Raw genomic sequence first — 18924 nt, 5'->3', positions numbered from 1 at the left:
ATGACGAATACGAAAGAATTAAGTGTTGAGGACAAGTTAAGAGCGATTTACGATTTACAACTTATTGACTCCAGAATTGACGAAATTAGAAACGTAAGAGGAGAGCTTCCTTTAGAAGTTGAAGATTTAGAAGATGAAGTGGCTGGTTTAAGTACGCGTTCAGAAAAATTGAAAGGAGAACTTGAAGTAATTGAGGACCTTATCAAAGTAAAAAAGAATGCCATTGAAGACCACAAAGAGTCTATCAAAAAATATACGAAACAACAAGAAACGGTTCGTAACAACAGAGAATTTAATTCGCTGACTAAAGAAATAGAATTTCAAGAATTAGAAATTCAATTGTCTGAAAAGCAAATTAAAGAAATGAAAGCTTCTATGGAACACAAGAAGGAAGTAATTGCAAGCTCTAAAGAAAGATTAGAAGCAAAATCAAATCACTTAAAGCATAAAAAATCTGAGCTAGACGCTATCATGGCTGAAACAGCAAAAGAAGAGGCATTCTTATCTGAGAAATCTCAAGAATTCCAAGCTTTAATTGAAGAAAGATTATTGAAAGCATATACAAGAATCAGAACTAGTGTTCGTAATGGTTTAGCTGTTGTATCTATCGAAAGAGGAGCGTCTGCAGGATCATTCTTCACTATTCCGCCACAGACTCAAGTAGAAATTGCTTCGAGAAAGAAAATCATCACAGACGAACACTCTGGAAGAATATTAGTAGACAGCATGCTAGCTGACGAAGAAAAAGAAAAAATGGATCAATTATTTGCTAAGTTTTAATTACATTAAAGTCCCGATTTACATCGGGACTTTTTTTTATATTATATTTGGTCTGCTTTGCAGACTTTTTTTGTTTGTATAGTTTGATAATTTTATTACATGAAAAAGAGTTTTTATATTTTGTTAACTAAATCAATTGGTGCTTACATCAATCTTATGAGCTATGTTTTTCCTGATAAAGCTATTCAAATAGCACATGGATTTTTTAGCCAACCTAGAAAAGGAAAAATCAATAGCAACAAAATTCCTAAAACACTACAAGGTGCAATTCGAGACACAATAATTGATAATGATAATGTAATACAAACCTACATTTGGAAAGGAAACGATACCAATATATTACTTATTCATGGTTGGGAAAGCAATTCATCTAGATGGAAAAAAATGCTACCCTATCTTATCGACTCAGGAAGTACCATAATTGCTATTGATGGACCAGGACAAGGAATGTCAAGCGGAAAAGAATTTACCGTACCAAAATATGCAGAATTTATTGATATTGTTGCTAAAAAGTACCAACCTCAATATATGATTGGTCACTCTATGGGAGGAAAAACAAGTTTGTACTATCAATATAAACACCAAAACCCTAATATTCAAAAAATGGTAATTCTAGGTGCGCCTAGTGATTTTGTTATTATTTTAAAAAACTTTACTAATCTATTAAGATTGAACAATAAAGTTACACAAGCTTTAAAAAACAAATACACGCAGGTATTGGATAAAAATTTAGATGAATTTGCATCAAAAGAATTTGTTTCCAATAATGAAACTAAAGGATTTTTAGCGCATGATGTTGATGATACTATTGTCTTATTTACAGAAGGAAAAAAAATAGCCTCCGCATGGAAAGACGTTCATTTTGAAGAAACAAAAGGCCTTGGTCACAAATTACATGATGAGGAATTGTATAAAAAAGTAAGTGCCTTTTTATTTGATTCAAAGGACTAAAATCCATAATTTTTAATAGTGCATTTTAAAAAAGTGTGAGTGTTTCAAAAATAATATTGACTATTTTAAACACTTAAGATATATAAGAATGCCTAAATTTTAATTTGCTGTAGTTTCTATTTCAAATTTATGAATTAGATTAATTAGGTTTTAAAACTTTAAGGGATTTTTGATATTTATTGACATTTGTGATAAACAACTTTAAAGTTGAATGTCAAATCACTTTCCTACCCAAACATCATTTTTAAAAAAGAGTTTAAGAAACCGATAAAGAAATTTGCTTACTTTTGCACTATGGAAGAAAATTTAAAACGCCTCAATAAATTCATAGGAGAAACAGGATATTGCTCTCGTCGTGAAGCCGATAAAATTATTGAAGAAGGTCGCGTTACCATTAATGGAATCGTACCAGAATTAGGAACCAAAGTATCTCCTAATGATGAAGTGCGTATTGATGGTAAATTGATAAGAGAAAAAAATGAAAAACCAGTATACCTTGCTTTCAACAAACCAGTAGGTATAGAATGTACTACTAATTTAGAAGTTCGCAATAATATAGTTGATTATATAAACTATCCCACTCGTATTTTTCCAATTGGACGATTAGACAAAGCAAGTGAAGGATTGATTTTTATGACCAATGACGGTGACATTGTAAATAAAATTTTAAGAGCGAGAAACAATCACGAAAAAGAATATACCGTAACAGTAAACAAATTAATTACGGACCGATTTATAGAAAAGATGGGAAATGGAGTTCCTATTTTAGATACTGTAACCAAAAAGTGCAAAGTAGAGAAAATTAGTTCTACCACATTCAAAATTATACTTACACAAGGTTTAAATCGCCAAATTCGTAGAATGACCGAGTATTTAGGTTATGACGTTGTAGCGCTTAAGCGTATTCGAATCATTAATATTTCACTTGATATTCCTGTGGGTCGTTTTAGAGATTTAACGGATGCTGAAATTTTAGAAATGAATCAATTGATTGAGCCTTCAATTAAAACAGAAGAAGGAAGTTTACCTAAACCAGAAGCATCACCAAACAGAAGAAAAACCGAATTTATAAAAAGGGATGATCCTCGATTTAAGAAAAGAGGAGAATATTAAAAAGCAAAAAAGCGTTTCAAAATCTGAAACGCTTTTTTTATATGCTATTGAAATATATTTATTTTTGATTCTCTAAATTCTGGTAATATAAATTTTTAGAAAGGAATGATTTATTTTGATTTATTTCAATTCTTCTTTCCACTAATTCTTCCATGTACTCCCCTGATAATTTATTTTCTTCAAAATAAGATCTTCGCACTTTATCGTTAAAATTAAGTTCACTTAAAAAAACGGGTTCAATTCCTCTTTTAGAATTAATATTGTAGATTGTTATCAAATTACCCCAATTTACACAAGCACAAAGCATTAATAAACCATACAAGTACCAAAGCATTACATTAAATAAATAGGCATTTGTTTTATGATTTTTAATTTTTAAATAAAGATAAACGAGTCCAATTAAAATAATGGCTAAGAAAGCAAAAACTCCTAATCGCTTGTAAGTCAATCCGAAATGGCAAACGTATTCATAATTCTTGATTGCTGAACTAAACACTAAAACTGCATTTAAAAAAATCCAAATTTTAGCCAAAACTTTGAGAAAATTCGCCTTATCATCAAAATTAAAACTTTTCTTAAAATAGAATAAAAGGACACCAATTGCCATAAATATAGAGAGCATCACAGAATTAACTCCATCATGAGTTGCGGAACTTAAAGAAGATGTTTCTTGTATTTGAAAAAACTGCTCATAATTGTATGCTGCAATAAAAAACAGTAACATTACATTTAAAATAATTAAAGAGATTTCACCACTTTTTCGTTCAAAGTCTAAATCTAAAAATGAAAAACTTGGTGTAATTTCACTTTGAGATTCTGAGGTAAATAAATTCTGCAATTTTAAATTTAAGGAATAATTGTAATTAGGAACCCAATAATTCCAAAAAGAAAAAGATATATAAAACCCTAATAGAGTTGTAAAAAAAACAGCTGTAAAGTCAAAATCAATTTCATATCGCAAAAAACCAGAAAAAACATTACTGGCATATGTATAAACAGTAAAAAAAACAACCATGAAAACCAAGGGAATCAATACATAAGCAATTGCTTTTTTTAACGTATTACTTCCAATTTTAGTTTCTGGAAGCCATTCCTTAAATAAAAAAGGTCTTACTAAAGAAGAAAAAAAGTTAATAAATATGATCGGTATAGACAGAATTGTTTTTAGTTTAATTTCTTGATTTTCAAATTGAAGAAAGAGTATAGAAAAAAACAATGCAAAAAAAGAAGCGGCGTCACCAAACCATGCGTATGAAGCAGTAGCTAGTACTGAAGTTAAAGATAAAATTTTAAAAGTAAAGGTCTTATTCTTAGCATTATAATTAATCAAAGCTATTAAAAATAAGGCAAAAAAAGCTAAATTAATACCTAAGCCTTCTTTGTAAAATAAGCTAAAAAATAGCAATGTTGAGCTAAAAATCAAAGTATGTTTTTTCATGTTTAAATATTTAAAAGTACTTTGAATTTCAAAGTAATTAGTTAAAAAAAAGGGGTTATTTATTTTTTATTAATTTTTCAAGACTATTAAGGTGAGAAACAAAAGAAGCTCTACCAAAATTAGTAACTCTATAGGAAGTTTTAGGCTTTTTGCCCACGAATTCCTTTTTAATTTCTATGTAATCTAATTTATTTAGAGCAGCAGAATGGCTAGCCAAATTTCCGTCTGTTACATTTAATAAAGACTTCATTTCGGTAAAATCGATCCAATCATTGACCATAAGGACAGACATAATCCCTAAACGGACTCGACTATCAAAATCTTTATTTAATTTATCGATTATTCCCATTTTATTTATATTTTTTGAACATTATCAAACCATAGAGAATATGCAAAACACCAAATCCTATTCCCCAAAAAATGAGACCTTTTCCTAAATAAAAAAGGGAGACACACCCCAAAATTATTTCACAAAAACCTAAATATTTAATATCAGAAAATGTGTATTTTTCAGCATTTATTAAAGCTAAACCATAAAATAACAAGGTAGAGGGTGCAATTAAAGCTAATAAATTATGATATAGAAGAGCTACACAAAAAACTCCACCAACAGTCAAAGGTAAAATTAGATTAATTATCAATTTCTTGGTAGTATTGGTCCAGATAGGAATATTTAATTTTTTACTTTTTCTGTAAGTAAAAAAAATTCCTGATACTAAGCCTAAAACTAAAATAGAACCTCCAATAAAAGCCAACTCCATAATAAAATCTAAACTATAGCTTACCTCTTTACTATCAAAATAAGCAATTCCTCTTTTTTCGAATAAATAGTAAACATAGACTGAACCTATTAGAGCAAAAGTTCCCGCAAAGATGCCAGAGAGACCGCTTAAGGAAATGAATCGGGAAGAACGTTCCATCATCGAACGAATGTGCATTAAATCTTCTTGATGTGTATCTTTCATTTTAAAGTACTTTGAAATGCAAAGTTATTATAATATTTGAATTTTACAAGTGTTTTAAAAAAAATAAAAAGGAATTTAAAACCAGCGTTTTCTTTTAAATAAAAACACACCAAAAGCAGACAAAATCATAGATATTGCAATTACAATCCAGATTCCATATTTGTTTTCTTGTAAATCATTAGGAACATTCATTCCGTATAAACTAGCGATCAATGTTGGAATCATTAATATAATTGAAATAGAAGTCATCTGTTTCATTATAGTATTCATATTGTTTGAAATTACAGAGGCATACGCATCCATAGTTCCTGTTAAAATATCGCTATAAATATTGGTAGTTTCTTGTGCCTGACGCAATTCAATCTCCACATCTTCTAACAAATCAAGATCAAAATATTCTCTTTGTGATTTTATATTCTTGATTCTGTGTAATAAAATATCATTGCCCTTTAAGGAAGTCATAAAGAAAACCAAGCACTTCTCTATTTGAAGTAAGGCTTGTAATTCTTCATTTTTTATGGATTTCTCCAAATTATCTTCGGCTAATTTTATTTTTTGGTTAACTTGTTTTAAGTATTTCAAAAACCAAACACTAGAGGATAGTAACAATTTTAATACTAAATCAAAATTATCTTTGATATTAATATTCTTGCGTTTGGTGTAGGTTACAAAATCGGCAAGCATTTCTGTTTTGTGAAAACTTATGGTAATGCATATTTCACCTTTAAAAACAATACCAACAGGAATGGTATGAAAAGGCAACTTTATATCATTGCTCTTAACTGGAATTCGCATAATGATTAGAGTCCAACCATTTTCAATTTCTATCCTTGGTCTTTCGTCAATATCTTCAATATCATTATAAAAAGCTTCTGGAATCTCTAGGTCTTCTAGTAAATATTTTTTTTCTGCTTCGGTCGGACATTCTATATTTATCCAGCAGTTTGGGATCCATTTGTCAATGGCAATTAATCCGTTATTGTTTTTGTAAAAAGCTCTCATATCAAAATTCTATAGGTTTATTCATAGCCTCTTGATTTAGTTACAAGGGCTAATTTAGTTCAACATTTCCGAATAATAATCGTCCATTTTAAAATTATTTTTTTTTTTTAAGTGGTGCAAAAGTATTGTTTAAATTTCGTTTAATCGTCAATAAACTAATTTTTAGGTCGTTTTTAAGCAAAAAAAAGCCTTAAACTCACATTTAAGGCTTTTTTTTTAAATCAATTATACTATTTATTTCTTTTCATTTCTCTTGCCAAAAGTGTGTTTTTAAGTAACATTGCTATCGTCATTGGTCCTACTCCACCTGGAACAGGAGTTATAAAAGATGCTTTTTTACTTACTTCATCAAAATCAACATCTCCTGTAATTACATATCCTTTTTCATGATTTTCATCAGGAACACGAGTAATACCAACATCAATAACAACAACACCTTCTTTTACCATATTTGCTTTAAGATAATTAGGAACTCCAAGTGCAGTAATAATAATATCTGCCTGAATCGTTATTTCTTCAATGTTTTTAGTGTAGCTGTGTGTCAGAGTAACTGTTGAATTTCCTGGGAATCCTTTTCTTCCCATTAAGATACTCATTGGGCGTCCTACAATATGGCTACGACCAATAACTACAGTATGTTTACCTTTTGTTTCTACTTCATATCTTTCTAATAACTCTAAGATACCGAAAGGTGTAGCTGGGATAAAAGTTGTCATATCTAATGCCATTTTACCAAAATTCTCTGGGTGAAAACCATCCACATCTTTACTCGGATCAACAGCCATTAAAACTTTTTGTTCATCAATTTGTTCAGGCAATGGTAACTGAACGATAAAGCCATCAATAGCCTCATTCTCGTTTAATTCTTTTATTTTTTTAAGTAATTCAACTTCTGTAGTTGTACTAGGCATTTTTACTAAAGTAGATTCGAATCCTACTCGTTCGCAAGCTTTCACTTTACTGCCAACATAAGTTAAACTTGCCCCATCGTTACCAACGATTAAAGCAGCCAAATGAGGTACTTTTTCCCCATTATCTTTCATTTTTTGTACTTCTACAGCGATTTCACTCTTAATATCTTCCGCTGTTTTTTTTCCGTCTAGTAGTTGCATTTTAATTTAGTTTAAAGGATAATAATTCTTTGCTGTAATCAAACCAACTCAGCAAAAAAAGGATAACATAATAGTTGTTGTAATTGTTCTGCTAAAAAATTAAGGTTTAAAGTTTTAATTTAATTAAAACTTTAAACCTTAAAGATATTATCTCATTCCAGGCATTCCTCCAGGCATTCCGCCTTTCATTCCGCCCATCATTTTCATTAAATTTTTTCCTCCTGGTCCCTGCATCATTTTCATCATCTTGCTCATTTGATCAAATTGTTTCATCAATTGATTGACTTGTTCGATTTTCGTTCCGGAACCTTTAGCAATTCTTGCTTTTCTTTTTACATCAATCAAAGCGGGTTTGCTTCTTTCAATTGGAGTCATCGAGTGAATAATGGCTTCTATATGTTTGAATGCATCATCTTCGATCTCTACATCTTTCATGGCTTTTGAAGCACCAGGTATCATTCCGACCAAGTCTTTCATATTACCCATTTTCTTTACTTGCTGAATTTGAGATAGGAAATCATCAAAACCAAATTCATTTTTAGCAATTTTCTTTTGAATCTTTCTGGCTTCGTCTTCGTCAAATTGTTCTTGCGCTCTCTCTACCAAAGACACAACGTCACCCATCCCTAAAATTCTTTCAGCCATACGAATAGGATAGAATACATCTATAGCATCCATCTTTTCCCCTGTACCAACGAACTTAATTGGTTTATTTACAACTGTTTTTATAGAAATAGCTGCCCCACCACGCGTATCACCATCAAGTTTCGTTAAAATAACACCATCAAAATTCAATCGATCATTGAAGGTTTTTGCTGTATTTACGGCATCTTGACCTGTCATTGCATCTACAACAAATAAGGTTTCTTGAGGCTGAATCGCTTTATGAACACGTTCTATCTCGTTCATCATTTCCTCATCTACCGCCAAACGACCTGCTGTATCGACAATAACCACATTAAATCCATTTGCTTTCGCGTGTTTGATTGCATTTTGGGCAATTTCAACAGGATTTTTATTTTCTGGTTCCGAGTATACCTCAACACCTATTGAATCTCCAACAACATATAATTGCTGAATCGCTGCTGGACGATAAATATCACAAGCAACCAATAGTGGTTTTTTATTCTTTTTTGTAAGAAGATAATTCGCTAGTTTTCCAGAAAAAGTAGTTTTTCCTGATCCTTGTAAACCAGACATTAAAATAACGGTTGGATTTCCAGAAAGATTAATTCCTGCAACATCACCACCCATTAATTCTGTCAGTTCATCTTTAACTAACTTTACTAACAATTGCCCTGGCTGAAGCGTTGTTAATACATCCTGCCCGATTGCTTTTTCTTTTACTTTAGTGGTAAAATCTTTCGCAATTTTAAAGTTAACATCCGCATCAAGCAAAGCTCTACGAACTTCTTTTAAAGTTTCGGCTACATTTACTTCGGTGATTTTTCCGTGACCTTTAAGTATATGAAAGGCTTTATCTAGTTTATCGCTTAAATTATCGAACATGGTTTATTTTTTTATTGAAATGCAAAGATAAACTAATTAGATAATTAGACAATTAGATACAATAGATAATTGAGACTATTTTATGAAATAGAAAAAAATAGAAAAGAGGATTTTATTTTAGCTAAACTGTGTTTAATATGAATACTTTAAAAACAAAAAAGAGGCTAGATAAATCTAACCTCCTTTTCCCAAAATACAAACAAGTAACTCATAAACAGTATTGACATTAACATTTTAGCTTATAGAAGCCAAAATCCAATTGGTTACAAAAAAAGAAATATCAAGACAATATTTTGAACCTAATTATAATACTAGTTTAAGGAGTGTGTTTAATATGCTGAATTGCATCAAATTATCTCAATAATTATTAGTAGGAATAGCTCAAAATAAGTGGCTAAACTTTATAAATCAAAATAAATGGATAGATTCAAAAAAAAAAAAAATTAAAAAGTTGTTGTACTATTGGGCTGATAAGCAAAATTGAAGGTGTAATATCTACCTGTAGAAGTAAGATCTGGTGCTGCAGGTGCATCTTTGTAATAACTTAGGATTTCAAATTTTGCGTATTTCCCATCATGTGTTTTTATAACAAATATCTTTCCCGCTTTAGAGGATATAATATGAGTATTAGAATTGTAATCGTACCACGCATTATCTCCAGACTTTGGAAAAGCATAAATCGCAGCTCCATCTTGTTTAAAGGTTGACGCTAAGGGAATCGATTTTATAGTTGAAAATGCACCAGAAACAATGCTTACAGCAGCATTTCCCGTTCTGTTTGGCTCATCGACAATACCAATTTTAGCTCCTCCGTTTACAATAATTACAGTACCACGAAAAGCTACATCCCAATTGTCATTAGTTACAATTTTATTTTCAGAAAAACTGAATTTTGTGAATGCACCGCCTTCAGGTTGTCCTTGTCCCCCTGTGGCTGGAGCCGGAAGATTAGTGAATTTTTGAGTTATAACTGCTGGAACTAGCTCCTCTTTTTTATCATCATTACTACATGATGTTGTGAAAATTACTAGTGCTAAAAGCGAAAGTTTTAAAAAATTTGTTCTCATTGTAAAAGTGTTTAAATAAATATTAATTAAAAATTGAATTGAATTCGTGCAAAAAGTTGTCTTCCAGAAAGATTAGGAATTTGATTAGGCTCTTTATAATCAAGTAAATTATTAGCACCGATTTGAAAAAGTAATGTATCCGAAATGTATTTTGAAGCCGATAAATTGGTAATAAAATAATCATCTACAAACGTGTCGTATTTATCCAGTATTTGATTACCATTGCTATCAAACATTCCGTATTTACTTCTGTAAAAAATACGCAAATTGATATCTGTTTTTATAGTTGAAATAGTGTATAATAGTTTGAGATTGGCAGTATGTTTCGAGCGATTGTACAATCCGAAATAATCTGATTTATCAATTTTTATCGTTTGTAGTTCGTTGTTTCGTATGTATTGATAGTCTTGAAAGTGGTCCGAAATCGATTTGTCTTTTGCTGTTAGATATTGATAACCAAAAGAAACCATTACATCTTTAGTGAAGTTATAATTCGAATTTAGTTCTAATCCATACGTAAAAACAGCATTAGTATTAAAATAACTAAAAATACTCTGACCATTATTTTTTTGAGCAACTGCCTTAGTATCAATTAAATTATGAATAGAATTATAAAATGTGTTTACCTCTAATTTAAATTTTTCCTTTTTGTAAAAAGTTCCAAAATTAAAATTCACAGCACTTTCTGCTTGTAATGGTTCATCAAAATTAATCCCTGATTCTTTTTTCAATATTTGATCTTGCATCTCATTTAATCGCGCTTCAGCTACATTATATCCCAAAACGGTATATCCTACTGAGGAATTTGTAAAATCGAAATACAATTGGCGAAAATCTGGTGCCTTGTACCCGTATCCAACAGATGTTTTTAAAGAAAAATTAGTGTTAATTTTATAATTTAACGCTAATTTTGGACTTAACTGTGAGGCATATTCACTGTGATTATCGTACCTAAATCCCGCTAGAATATTCCATTTTTGGTTTGGGTTGTAATCATACTGCACAAAAACATATTGAGAATTAAATTTGACAATAGCATTAAAATAAGTTCTATCTAAAGTTTCCTGATTCATTCCTATTCCTGCTGTTAACTTATTTTTATTAATAGAGAAAGTAGTTCTTATTTCAGGTCTAAAAAGCCATTGATTATAAAAGGTTTGATCGTAAAGCACTTTACTTTCATCCTCTAAGAAGGAATTGTTTTTATAATTCGTTGCATATAATTCATACTCAAAATACAACTTTGAATTCAACTTATGTTCTACTTTAACTTGAGAATTCCACTCCTTTTCTTCGGCATCACCTTTGTAATATTCAGTTTCAATGAGGGCGACATTATTCATATTCTGATTGTAAAAGCGATTGCTTATAATTAGCTTAACTTTTTTAGAAAAATCATAATACAATTTGGGATTAATGGTGTAATTATAAAATTTTTCGACATTTTTTAAAGGGGTTGTTTTATCCAAATCAAATCCGTCAGAAGAATAAAAATTAGCGAATACATTAGCAGAAAACCTGTTCTTTTTCCAGAGCAGATTAGCATTCAAGTCATTGGTATTGAAAGTTGCATATCGATAGGAAAAATTACCTGACAGCATATCCTTTTTAGGTTTTTTTGTAATTACATTGAGCACACCACCGATTGCTTCTGAACCATATAAAGCAGAAGATGCCCCTTTTACAATCTCAATTCTATCTATATTCCCTACTGATATTCTTGATAAATCTAAAACTCCTGCATTTCTACCAACAATTGGAACGCCATCAATTAGTACTAACGTGTAGGCTGCGTCTAAACCTTGAATCTGAATCCCCTCAAAACCACTTTCATCAGGAATTAAAATAATACCTGTTTGCTCGCTTAAAATTTCATTTAACCGAGTAACTCCTGTTTTCTCAATTTCTTTGGCAGTTATTATACTTATTGGCAAGGGTAAGGAAGAAAGTACTCTTTCGGTTCTTGTAGCTGTAACAACCTTAACTTCTAATAATTCCTTAACAACTAAACTGTCATTTTGCACTTGTTGAGCAAAGGAAAATTGACAAAAAAGAAGAGTGATATAAAGAGTATTTTTAAATTTCATTATTTTTATTTAGACTTGATAATTTCTACAAAAGTAGTCTTATTTTTATTTATTCTAAATAAACTTTATATATTTGTCAAAAAATTTTAATTAATAAAATCAACTATGTTAACAAAAAAACTCTATTTATCTGCATTAATGACAGTTACAACTCTAACAAGCTTTAGTCAAGAAATCAAAAAAAGTGAAGACATAAAAGCGATCAAAGCTATGTGTGGTTGTTATGAAGTAAAATTCAATTTTGCAGAAACATTTCAATATTCAAAAGACAGCGTTAATTATAAGCCATCTGCGACAAAACATGACAATGGTTTAGAATGGATAGAATTAGTAGAAGATACACCCAACAAAATAATGCTACAACATTTATTAATTGTGAGTGACGACATGATTATCAAACATTGGAGACAAGATTGGCTTTATGAAAACACTAATTTGTATCGTTTTGACAAAGACAATACTTGGAAATTTACTAAGTTGAATAAGATGGATGTAAAAGGACAATGGACCCAAAAAGTATTTCAAGTTGACGATAGTCCAAGATATGAAGGAACTGCTTCTTGGGTTCATATTGACGGAAAAGACTATTGGAAAAACACAACGGATGCTCCATTACCTAGAAGAGAAGATACCAAACGCAAAGATTATAATGTTTTGAAAAGAAGAAACATTCATGAAATCACTAAAACAGGTTGGAACCATGAACAAGATAATGATAAAATTTTAAGAACCGAAGCAGGAAAAGAGTACCTACTTGCTCAAGAAAAAGGAATGGATATTTATACTAAAGTAGCCGATTCTAAATGTCTTGCTGCTCAAAATTGGTGGAAAGAAAACAATAATCTATGGAAAAATATAAGAACGAAATGGGATACTGTTTTTGATCAAAACAAAGATATAAAATTGGAAAAAAAAGTAAATAAAAAGACTTTGTATTCCCAACTATTTGACTTAAAACCAAATGCAACAAAAGACCAAACGGATAGCATTATTGACAGTTTTGTTATCAAAAAATAAAATAACAACTGAATATTTTTAAAAACAAAAGCCGATAATTTTAAATTATCGGCTTTTGTTTTATATTAAATTATAAAAAAAACTACATTCTTTCTGGAACATTAATTCCTAGTAATTTAAAAGAAGAAGCAATAACATCGGCTACTTTTTTTGATAATTGCACTCGGAATATTTTCTTTTCTAAATCTTCTTCACCTAAAATAGGAACTGCTTGATAGAACGAATTGTACTCGCGAACTAAGTCATAAGTATAATTTGCCAATAAAGCGGGACTATGATGTTGTGCTGCATTTTGAATCACTTCTGGAAACAACTCTAATTGCTTTACTAATTCTTTTTCTTTTTCGTGAAGTGTTGTTATTTCTGATTTATTAGTAAAATCGAAATTAGCCTTACGAATTATAGATTGAATTCTGGCGTAAGTATATTGTATAAACGGTCCTGTATTTCCAGCAAAATCAACAGATTCCTCTGGATTAAATAAGATTCGTTTTTTAGGATCTACTTTTAAAATGTAATATTTTAAAGCTCCAAGACCAATAGTATTATATAATTTTGCTTTTTCTTCAGTAGTATAAGTATCTAATTTACCTAAATCTTCGGCAATTTTCTGAGCTGTATCGGTCATTTCTTGCATCAAATCATCGGCATCAACTACAGTTCCTTCACGGCTTTTCATTTTACCAGAAGGTAAATCTACCATTCCGTAAGACAAATGAAATAAGTTTTTAGACCAATCAAAACCTAATTTTTTCAAGATTAAGAATAACACTTTAAAGTGATAATCTTGCTCATTTCCTACGGTATAAACCATTCCGCCTACATCAGGAAAATCTTTCACACGCTGAATTGCCGTTCCAATATCTTGCGTCATATAAACCGCAGTTCCATCTGAACGCAATACAATTTTACGATCTAAACCTTCTTCAGTCAAATCAATCCAAACTGAACCATCTGGATCTTTCTCGAAAACTCCTTTATCTAAACCTATCTGAACTACATCTTTTCCTAATAAATAAGTATTACTTTCATAATAATAAGTATCAAAATCTACTCCTAGATTTTTATAACTAATAGCAAAACCATCATAAACCCATTGGTTCATCATTTTCCAAAGCGTAATTACGGCTTCATCTCCTGCTTCCCATTTCAAAAGCATTTCTTGTGCTTCTAAAATAATTGGCGCTTGTTTTTTGGCTTCTTCTTCCGTTTTTCCAGCGCTCATTAATTGCGCTATTTCTTCTTTATAGGCTTTATCAAAAGCAACATAGTAGTTCCCTACTAATTTATCTCCTTTAAGACCAGTTGATTCGGGAGTTTGTCCGTTACCGAATTTCTGCCAAGCCAACATCGACTTACAAATATGAATTCCTCTGTCATTAATGACTTGGGTTTTATATACTTTTTTACCTGAAGCTTTTATAATTTCGGCAACAGAATATCCTAAAAGATTATTACGTACGTGACCTAAATGCAGTGGTTTGTTAGTATTTGGCGAAGAGTATTCAACCATAACTGCTTTATCCTCTGGATTAGGAGTTACAAAACCAAAGGACTCAATGTTTTTTATTTCATTAAAGAAATTTAAATAATAGTCATCCGAAATAACAATATTTAAAAATCCAGAAACCACATTAAAACGACTTACGGCTGCCAAATTTTCGACTAAATATGTTCCAATTTTATTACCTAATTCAACTGGATTACTTTTTACCAATTTCAGTAAAGGAAAAATTACCATGGTAATATCTCCTTCAAATTCTTTCCGAGTAGTTTGAAATTCAATTTTTTCAACAGTAACATCAAATAAAGCATTTACGGCTTTTTCAATAGCGGGCGTAAGAATCTGTGGTAATGTCATTTTGTGTACTTTTTTAAGGGTGCAAAGATAGTGATTCTGCGGGAATTTTAAAATTGAAGAATAAGATAATTTCCTATTCATTATGAGTTGTTTAGTTTTTATTTTCAACAAACAGATTTATTTTTCAAAAAAAATCTGTAACAAATAATAATTTATGCAGTCTTACTAAGTAACATTAAGTAATTATTTAATGGATTAAAGTTTAAACATCAATCAAATCACAATCAAATCACAATCAATCATGAAAATCAAATTAACACTAATTTGCTTTATTGCAACGCTCTTTTCGTTGCAGGCACAAACAGCTGTCAAACCAACACTTTTAGAAAACTCAGGAAGTATTTCAGGTAAGGTAATTGATCAAAAAACGAACGAACCTTTAGCTTATGTAAACATTACAATAAAGGAAAACAACAAAATTATTACGGGCGGAATTACCTCTGAAAAAGGATTGTTTCAAATCAAGAATTTAGCCTTAAAAGATTATGTGGTAGAGATTCAATTTATTGGATACAAAACCATCACAAAATCAGCAAAACTTACCGAGAACATTACTTTAAACTTAAACACCATTTCCCTTGAGGAAGATGCCATTGAACTAAAAGGAGTTTCAGTAATTAGCGAGCGTTCTACAATTGAACAAAAAATTGATAGAAAAGTAATTAATGTCGGAAAAGATCTTACTACTTCGGGAGCTACGGCTTCGGATATTATGAGTAACATTCCTTCTGTAAATGTTGATCAGGACGGAAAAATATCTTTGAGAGGAAATGAAAATGTTAGGATTTTAATAGATGGTCGTCCTAGCAATATTGATGCTGCACAATTACTAAAACAAATTCCTTCTACTTCTATTAAGAAAATTGAATTAATCACCAATCCAAGTGCAAAATATAATCCAGAGGGAATGTCAGGAATCATTAATATTGTTTTGCATAAAAATGCTAGTGATGGTTTTAATGCCAGTATAAATACGGGATTAACTTTTGCCAAAAAACCAAAAATTAATAGTTCTACTAACATGAACTATAGAACTGGAAAATTAAACTTTTTTGGAACTTACGGGAATAACTTTGGTAAGAAACTCAATGAGGGAAATATCCTGAGATTAGATGACCTTAGCAATCAACATCTTGATATCATCAATAACGATAAATCCCATTTGTTTAAAATTGGAATGGATTATTACATCAATGATAAAAACACCTTATCTGTTTATACAAATCAAAACAAACAACTTGGAAATGCACAAATCGATGTTGCTATTACAAATCCTGATGCCTCCAAAAATCTATTTCAAAATTCGAAATATAAAGGGAATAACACTGACGGAACCTACAATTTAGCCTTTAAACATTTAACAAAAAAAGAAGGAGAGTCATTAGATTTAGAAATCAATCACAGTATTTATACTGGAGATGAAATTTCAAATTTCCGTACCGCTTTTACTAATCCTATAATTCCTAGTAGTAGTTATAGAGACAACATCAACGAAAAAAGACAAAACTCTATCGTTAATCTTGATTACGTAAACCCTTTGAACGAAAAAAGCAAATTAGAATTAGGTGCCGAAACTAGAATTGTTAGAACGGACAATAATTATGTTACTACAAACAGCGCTTTATCAAATTCTAATTATCAATACGATTTAGACATTAATTCGGCGTACGTAACTTTTGGACAAAAATTTAGTAAAATTGGTTATCAATTGGGTGCTCGTCTGGAAAGCTATAAAGTGAATGCGAAACTGAATAACACTGTTGCTTTCAAGGACGATTATATTACGGTATATCCATCAGCGTCGATGACATATTCTCCTAGCGAGAAAGATCAATTTCAAATTAGTTACAGTCGCCGTGTAGACAGACCTAGTTTAGACCAAACAAAACCAATAAGAGAATTTAGTACTCCAAGAATTACCTCTATTGGAAATCCCGAATTACAACCTCAATTTACAAATTCTGTCGAAGTAAATTATACAAAAACCATTACTAAAGGATCGATCACTACAGGTGTTTTTGTGAGATCTATTAATAACGAAATTAACCGAATTATCTATCCAGACCCACAAAATCAAAACCAACAAATTCTAAGTTATGACAACTTTGATAATAATAGAGCTTATGGTTTTGAAGCCTCTTTAAATTATAAGATAAACAGTTGGTGGGATATTCAACCTGCGGTAGATTTCTCAAGCATTGCTCAAAAAGGATTGATATCTGTTTACAATTCGACGTCAAATTCTTTTGACTTTGTAACAAAACAAGTTGATGCCGCTGCATTTAATGCTCGTTTTACAAGTAATTTTAAAGCCAATAAAAATCTTAGATTCCTTTTATTCGGTTTTTATAGATCGGGAGTTGATGGTGTTCAGTTTAATGGTAAGGAAATGTATAAAATTGATGCAGGTGGACGTTACTCTTTCTTAAAAGACAAGGCAACCTTAAGCATTCGTTTTAATGATATTTTCGACACAATGAAAGCTGGTTTTAGCGGAGACAATCCGTATCCTCAAGTAGGACAATTCAGTTGGGAAAGCCAATCGGTTTATGTAGGTTTTAATTATATGTTTGGTGCAGGAAAAAACAAAAGTTTACAGCGCAAACAAAGAGACAACAATACCAAAGAAGGTGGCGGAGGAATGTTTTAATGAAAAATTAGAGAATTAGTTTTTAATAGTTGTTATCCATAAAAAACCCGGAGTATGCCAACTCCGGGTTTTTTTTTGAATAATTTAATGATATCAAACGTTATTCTACCACTTAATAATAGCACTAGCCCAAGTAAATCCGCTACCAAAAGCAGCTAATACAATGGTATCTCCCGATTTTATTTTGCCTTGTTCCCATGCTTCGGTCAAAGCAATTGGAATAGATGCAGCTGTTGTGTTACCGTATTTTTGAATATTATTAAAAACTTGATCGTCGTTTAACTTAAATTTATTTTGAATAAATTGAGAAATTCTCAAATTTGCTTGATGCGGAATTAACATATCGATATCAGAAACCTCTAAATTATTAGCTTCTAAACCTTCATTGATTACTTCACTAAAACGAACTACTGCATTTTTAAATACAAATTGTCCATTCATGTGAGGAAAGTAACTCTCATCGTCTGGATCGTTATCCGCCAAAATATCAGATACCCAACGACCACCCATTCCTGGTGCTTTGAGCACTAACTCTTCAGCATGTTGTCCTTCAGAGTGTAAATGTGTTGATAAAATCCCTTTTGTCAAATCTTCTTCTCTACTCAAAACTGCTGCTCCTGCTCCATCTCCAAATATTACAGAAACACCACGACCGCGCGATGTCATATCTAATCCAGATGAATGTACTTCAGAACCAATCACCAAAATATTTTTATACATACCCGTTTTTATGTACTGATCTGCAACAGATAAAGCATAAATAAAACCAGAACATTGGTTTCTAACATCTAATGCGCCTATAGTTTTTAATCCCAAATCTCTTTGAACCAAAACTCCTGGTCCTGGAAAATAATAATCTGGACTCAAAGTAGCAAAAACAATAAAGTCAATATCCTCTTTAGCCACTCCAGAACGAGTAATTGCAATTTCAGCTGCTTTTACGCCCATTGATGTCGTGGTATCTTCACCAGGTACAATATGCCTTCTTTCTTGTATTCCTGTTCTCTCTTGAATCCATTCATCATTAGTATCAATGAGTTTAGACAAATCATCATTTGTCACTACGTTTTCGGGAACATAAAATCCTAACCCTGTTATTTTTGAATGATACATATTATATTATTTTATTAAAATACGATTGCAAATTTAAAACATACTTAAAAATATGAGCTACCAAATTACCATTATTTTAGCAATTTACAATTTTTATGCTTTTAAGAGAACTAAAACTGAATTCGAATTCACACAAATAAAAACATTAAAGGAATAATTTTGATAAATATCAAGCTCTTGCAAAAGTTAAAAAGAGTCATTTACTTTCAAATCTAATAACATTACTTTATTTTCGGTTGCTAATTTAAAATCACTTAAA

Annotated in this window: 15 protein-coding genes; 5 read left to right on the top strand and 10 right to left on the bottom strand. The window is 30.8% G+C overall.

Translation table 11 applies throughout. From position 1 onward, the window contains the following. The 3 genes from H2650_RS05260 (at position 1) to rluF (ending at position 2844) form a co-directional block, all read left to right on the top strand. Positions 1–780 carry a zinc ribbon domain-containing protein gene (locus H2650_RS05260; RefSeq protein WP_188049712.1) on the top strand — a complete coding sequence of 260 codons (780 nt, stop codon included), beginning with the start codon at positions 1–3 and terminating at the stop codon, positions 778–780. 99 nt (positions 781–879) lie between these two features. Next, positions 880–1731: an alpha/beta fold hydrolase gene (locus H2650_RS05255; protein ID WP_188049711.1), complete on the top strand. Its 852-nt coding sequence runs from the start codon at positions 880–882 to the stop codon at positions 1729–1731. A 294-nt stretch (positions 1732–2025) separates the two neighbouring features. Beyond that, positions 2026–2844: a 23S rRNA pseudouridine(2604) synthase RluF gene (gene rluF / locus H2650_RS05250; RefSeq protein WP_188049710.1), complete on the top strand. Its 819-nt coding sequence runs from the start codon at positions 2026–2028 to the stop codon at positions 2842–2844. 58 nt (positions 2845–2902) lie between these two features. Here the strand turns inward: rluF and H2650_RS05245 are convergent, their stop codons facing one another. From H2650_RS05245 to H2650_RS05210, 8 genes are all read right to left on the bottom strand, one after another. Further along, positions 2903–4282, bottom strand: coding sequence for a DUF4173 domain-containing protein (locus H2650_RS05245; RefSeq protein ID WP_188049709.1), 1380 nt, complete (start codon positions 4280–4282; stop codon positions 2903–2905). Positions 4283–4337: 55 nt separating this feature from the next. After that, entirely contained in the window at positions 4338–4631 is a 294-nt protein-coding gene (locus tag H2650_RS05240; RefSeq protein ID WP_188049708.1) for a transcriptional regulator, read from the bottom strand. A gap of 1 nt (position 4632) precedes the next feature. Continuing rightward, complete coding sequence (locus H2650_RS05235) at positions 4633–5247, bottom strand: hypothetical protein (RefSeq protein ID WP_188049707.1); 615 nt, start codon at positions 5245–5247, stop codon at positions 4633–4635. A 75-nt stretch (positions 5248–5322) separates the two neighbouring features. Further along, positions 5323–6249, bottom strand: a complete 927-nt coding sequence (locus tag H2650_RS05230; RefSeq protein ID WP_188049706.1) for a magnesium transporter CorA family protein — start codon at positions 6247–6249, stop codon at positions 5323–5325. A 230-nt stretch (positions 6250–6479) separates the two neighbouring features. Continuing rightward, positions 6480–7361 (bottom strand): bifunctional 5,10-methylenetetrahydrofolate dehydrogenase/5,10-methenyltetrahydrofolate cyclohydrolase, encoded by an 882-nt coding sequence (locus tag H2650_RS05225; RefSeq protein WP_188049705.1) that lies wholly within the window; start codon positions 7359–7361, stop codon positions 6480–6482. A 147-nt stretch (positions 7362–7508) separates the two neighbouring features. Further along, complete coding sequence (ffh, locus tag H2650_RS05220) at positions 7509–8870, bottom strand: signal recognition particle protein (RefSeq protein ID WP_188049704.1); 1362 nt, start codon at positions 8868–8870, stop codon at positions 7509–7511. Positions 8871–9313: 443 nt separating this feature from the next. Continuing rightward, positions 9314–9937 (bottom strand): HmuY family protein, encoded by a 624-nt coding sequence (locus H2650_RS05215; protein ID WP_188049703.1) that lies wholly within the window; start codon positions 9935–9937, stop codon positions 9314–9316. Between the two features lie 26 nt (positions 9938–9963). Further along, positions 9964–12024, bottom strand: a complete 2061-nt coding sequence (locus H2650_RS05210; protein ID WP_188049702.1) for a TonB-dependent siderophore receptor — start codon at positions 12022–12024, stop codon at positions 9964–9966. A gap of 105 nt (positions 12025–12129) precedes the next feature. On the opposite strand from H2650_RS05210, the gene H2650_RS05205 reads away from it, so the two are divergent. After that, positions 12130–13041, top strand: coding sequence for a DUF6607 family protein (locus H2650_RS05205; RefSeq protein ID WP_188049701.1), 912 nt, complete (start codon positions 12130–12132; stop codon positions 13039–13041). An 82-nt stretch (positions 13042–13123) separates the two neighbouring features. Here H2650_RS05205 and argS read toward each other — a convergent pair whose 3' ends face one another. Next, positions 13124–14902, bottom strand: a complete 1779-nt coding sequence (argS, locus tag H2650_RS05200) for an arginine--tRNA ligase (protein WP_188049700.1) — start codon at positions 14900–14902, stop codon at positions 13124–13126. Positions 14903–15143: 241 nt separating this feature from the next. On the opposite strand from argS, the gene H2650_RS05195 reads away from it, so the two are divergent. Next, positions 15144–17552, top strand: a complete 2409-nt coding sequence (locus H2650_RS05195) for a TonB-dependent receptor domain-containing protein (RefSeq protein WP_188049699.1) — start codon at positions 15144–15146, stop codon at positions 17550–17552. A gap of 105 nt (positions 17553–17657) precedes the next feature. Here H2650_RS05195 and H2650_RS05190 read toward each other — a convergent pair whose 3' ends face one another. Next, the gene (locus tag H2650_RS05190) at positions 17658–18665 is read right to left on the bottom strand and encodes a 3-oxoacyl-ACP synthase III family protein (protein WP_188049698.1); all 1008 of its coding nucleotides are present in this window, start codon (positions 18663–18665) and stop codon (positions 17658–17660) included. Positions 18666–18924 lie beyond the last annotated feature (259 nt).

The sequence above is a fragment of the Flavobacterium sp. GP15 genome, assembly GCF_014281985.1.
In the GTDB taxonomy this organism is placed as follows: domain Bacteria; phylum Bacteroidota; class Bacteroidia; order Flavobacteriales; family Flavobacteriaceae; genus Flavobacterium; species Flavobacterium pygoscelis.
The sequence above is the reverse complement of the archived record's forward strand: the minus strand, read 5'-3'. Positions and strand labels throughout refer to the sequence as shown.

Excerpts from the sequence above, each read along its gene's own strand:
- H2650_RS05260 (WP_188049712.1), top strand. The coding sequence starts at position 1 with ATGACGAATACGAAAGAATTAAGTGTTGAGGACAAGTTAAGAGCGATT.
- H2650_RS05255 (WP_188049711.1), top strand. The coding sequence starts at position 880 with ATGAAAAAGAGTTTTTATATTTTGTTAACTAAATCAATTGGTGCTTAC.
- rluF (WP_188049710.1), top strand. The coding sequence starts at position 2,026 with ATGGAAGAAAATTTAAAACGCCTCAATAAATTCATAGGAGAAACAGGA.
- H2650_RS05245 (WP_188049709.1), bottom strand. The coding sequence starts at position 4,282 with ATGAAAAAACATACTTTGATTTTTAGCTCAACATTGCTATTTTTTAGC.
- H2650_RS05240 (WP_188049708.1), bottom strand. The coding sequence starts at position 4,631 with ATGGGAATAATCGATAAATTAAATAAAGATTTTGATAGTCGAGTCCGT.
- H2650_RS05235 (WP_188049707.1), bottom strand. The coding sequence starts at position 5,247 with ATGAAAGATACACATCAAGAAGATTTAATGCACATTCGTTCGATGATG.
- H2650_RS05230 (WP_188049706.1), bottom strand. The coding sequence starts at position 6,249 with ATGAGAGCTTTTTACAAAAACAATAACGGATTAATTGCCATTGACAAA.
- H2650_RS05225 (WP_188049705.1), bottom strand. The coding sequence starts at position 7,361 with ATGCAACTACTAGACGGAAAAAAAACAGCGGAAGATATTAAGAGTGAA.
- ffh (WP_188049704.1), bottom strand. The coding sequence starts at position 8,870 with ATGTTCGATAATTTAAGCGATAAACTAGATAAAGCCTTTCATATACTT.
- H2650_RS05215 (WP_188049703.1), bottom strand. The coding sequence starts at position 9,937 with ATGAGAACAAATTTTTTAAAACTTTCGCTTTTAGCACTAGTAATTTTC.
- H2650_RS05210 (WP_188049702.1), bottom strand. The coding sequence starts at position 12,024 with ATGAAATTTAAAAATACTCTTTATATCACTCTTCTTTTTTGTCAATTT.
- H2650_RS05205 (WP_188049701.1), top strand. The coding sequence starts at position 12,130 with ATGTTAACAAAAAAACTCTATTTATCTGCATTAATGACAGTTACAACT.
- argS (WP_188049700.1), bottom strand. The coding sequence starts at position 14,902 with ATGACATTACCACAGATTCTTACGCCCGCTATTGAAAAAGCCGTAAAT.
- H2650_RS05195 (WP_188049699.1), top strand. The coding sequence starts at position 15,144 with ATGAAAATCAAATTAACACTAATTTGCTTTATTGCAACGCTCTTTTCG.
- H2650_RS05190 (WP_188049698.1), bottom strand. The coding sequence starts at position 18,665 with ATGTATCATTCAAAAATAACAGGGTTAGGATTTTATGTTCCCGAAAAC.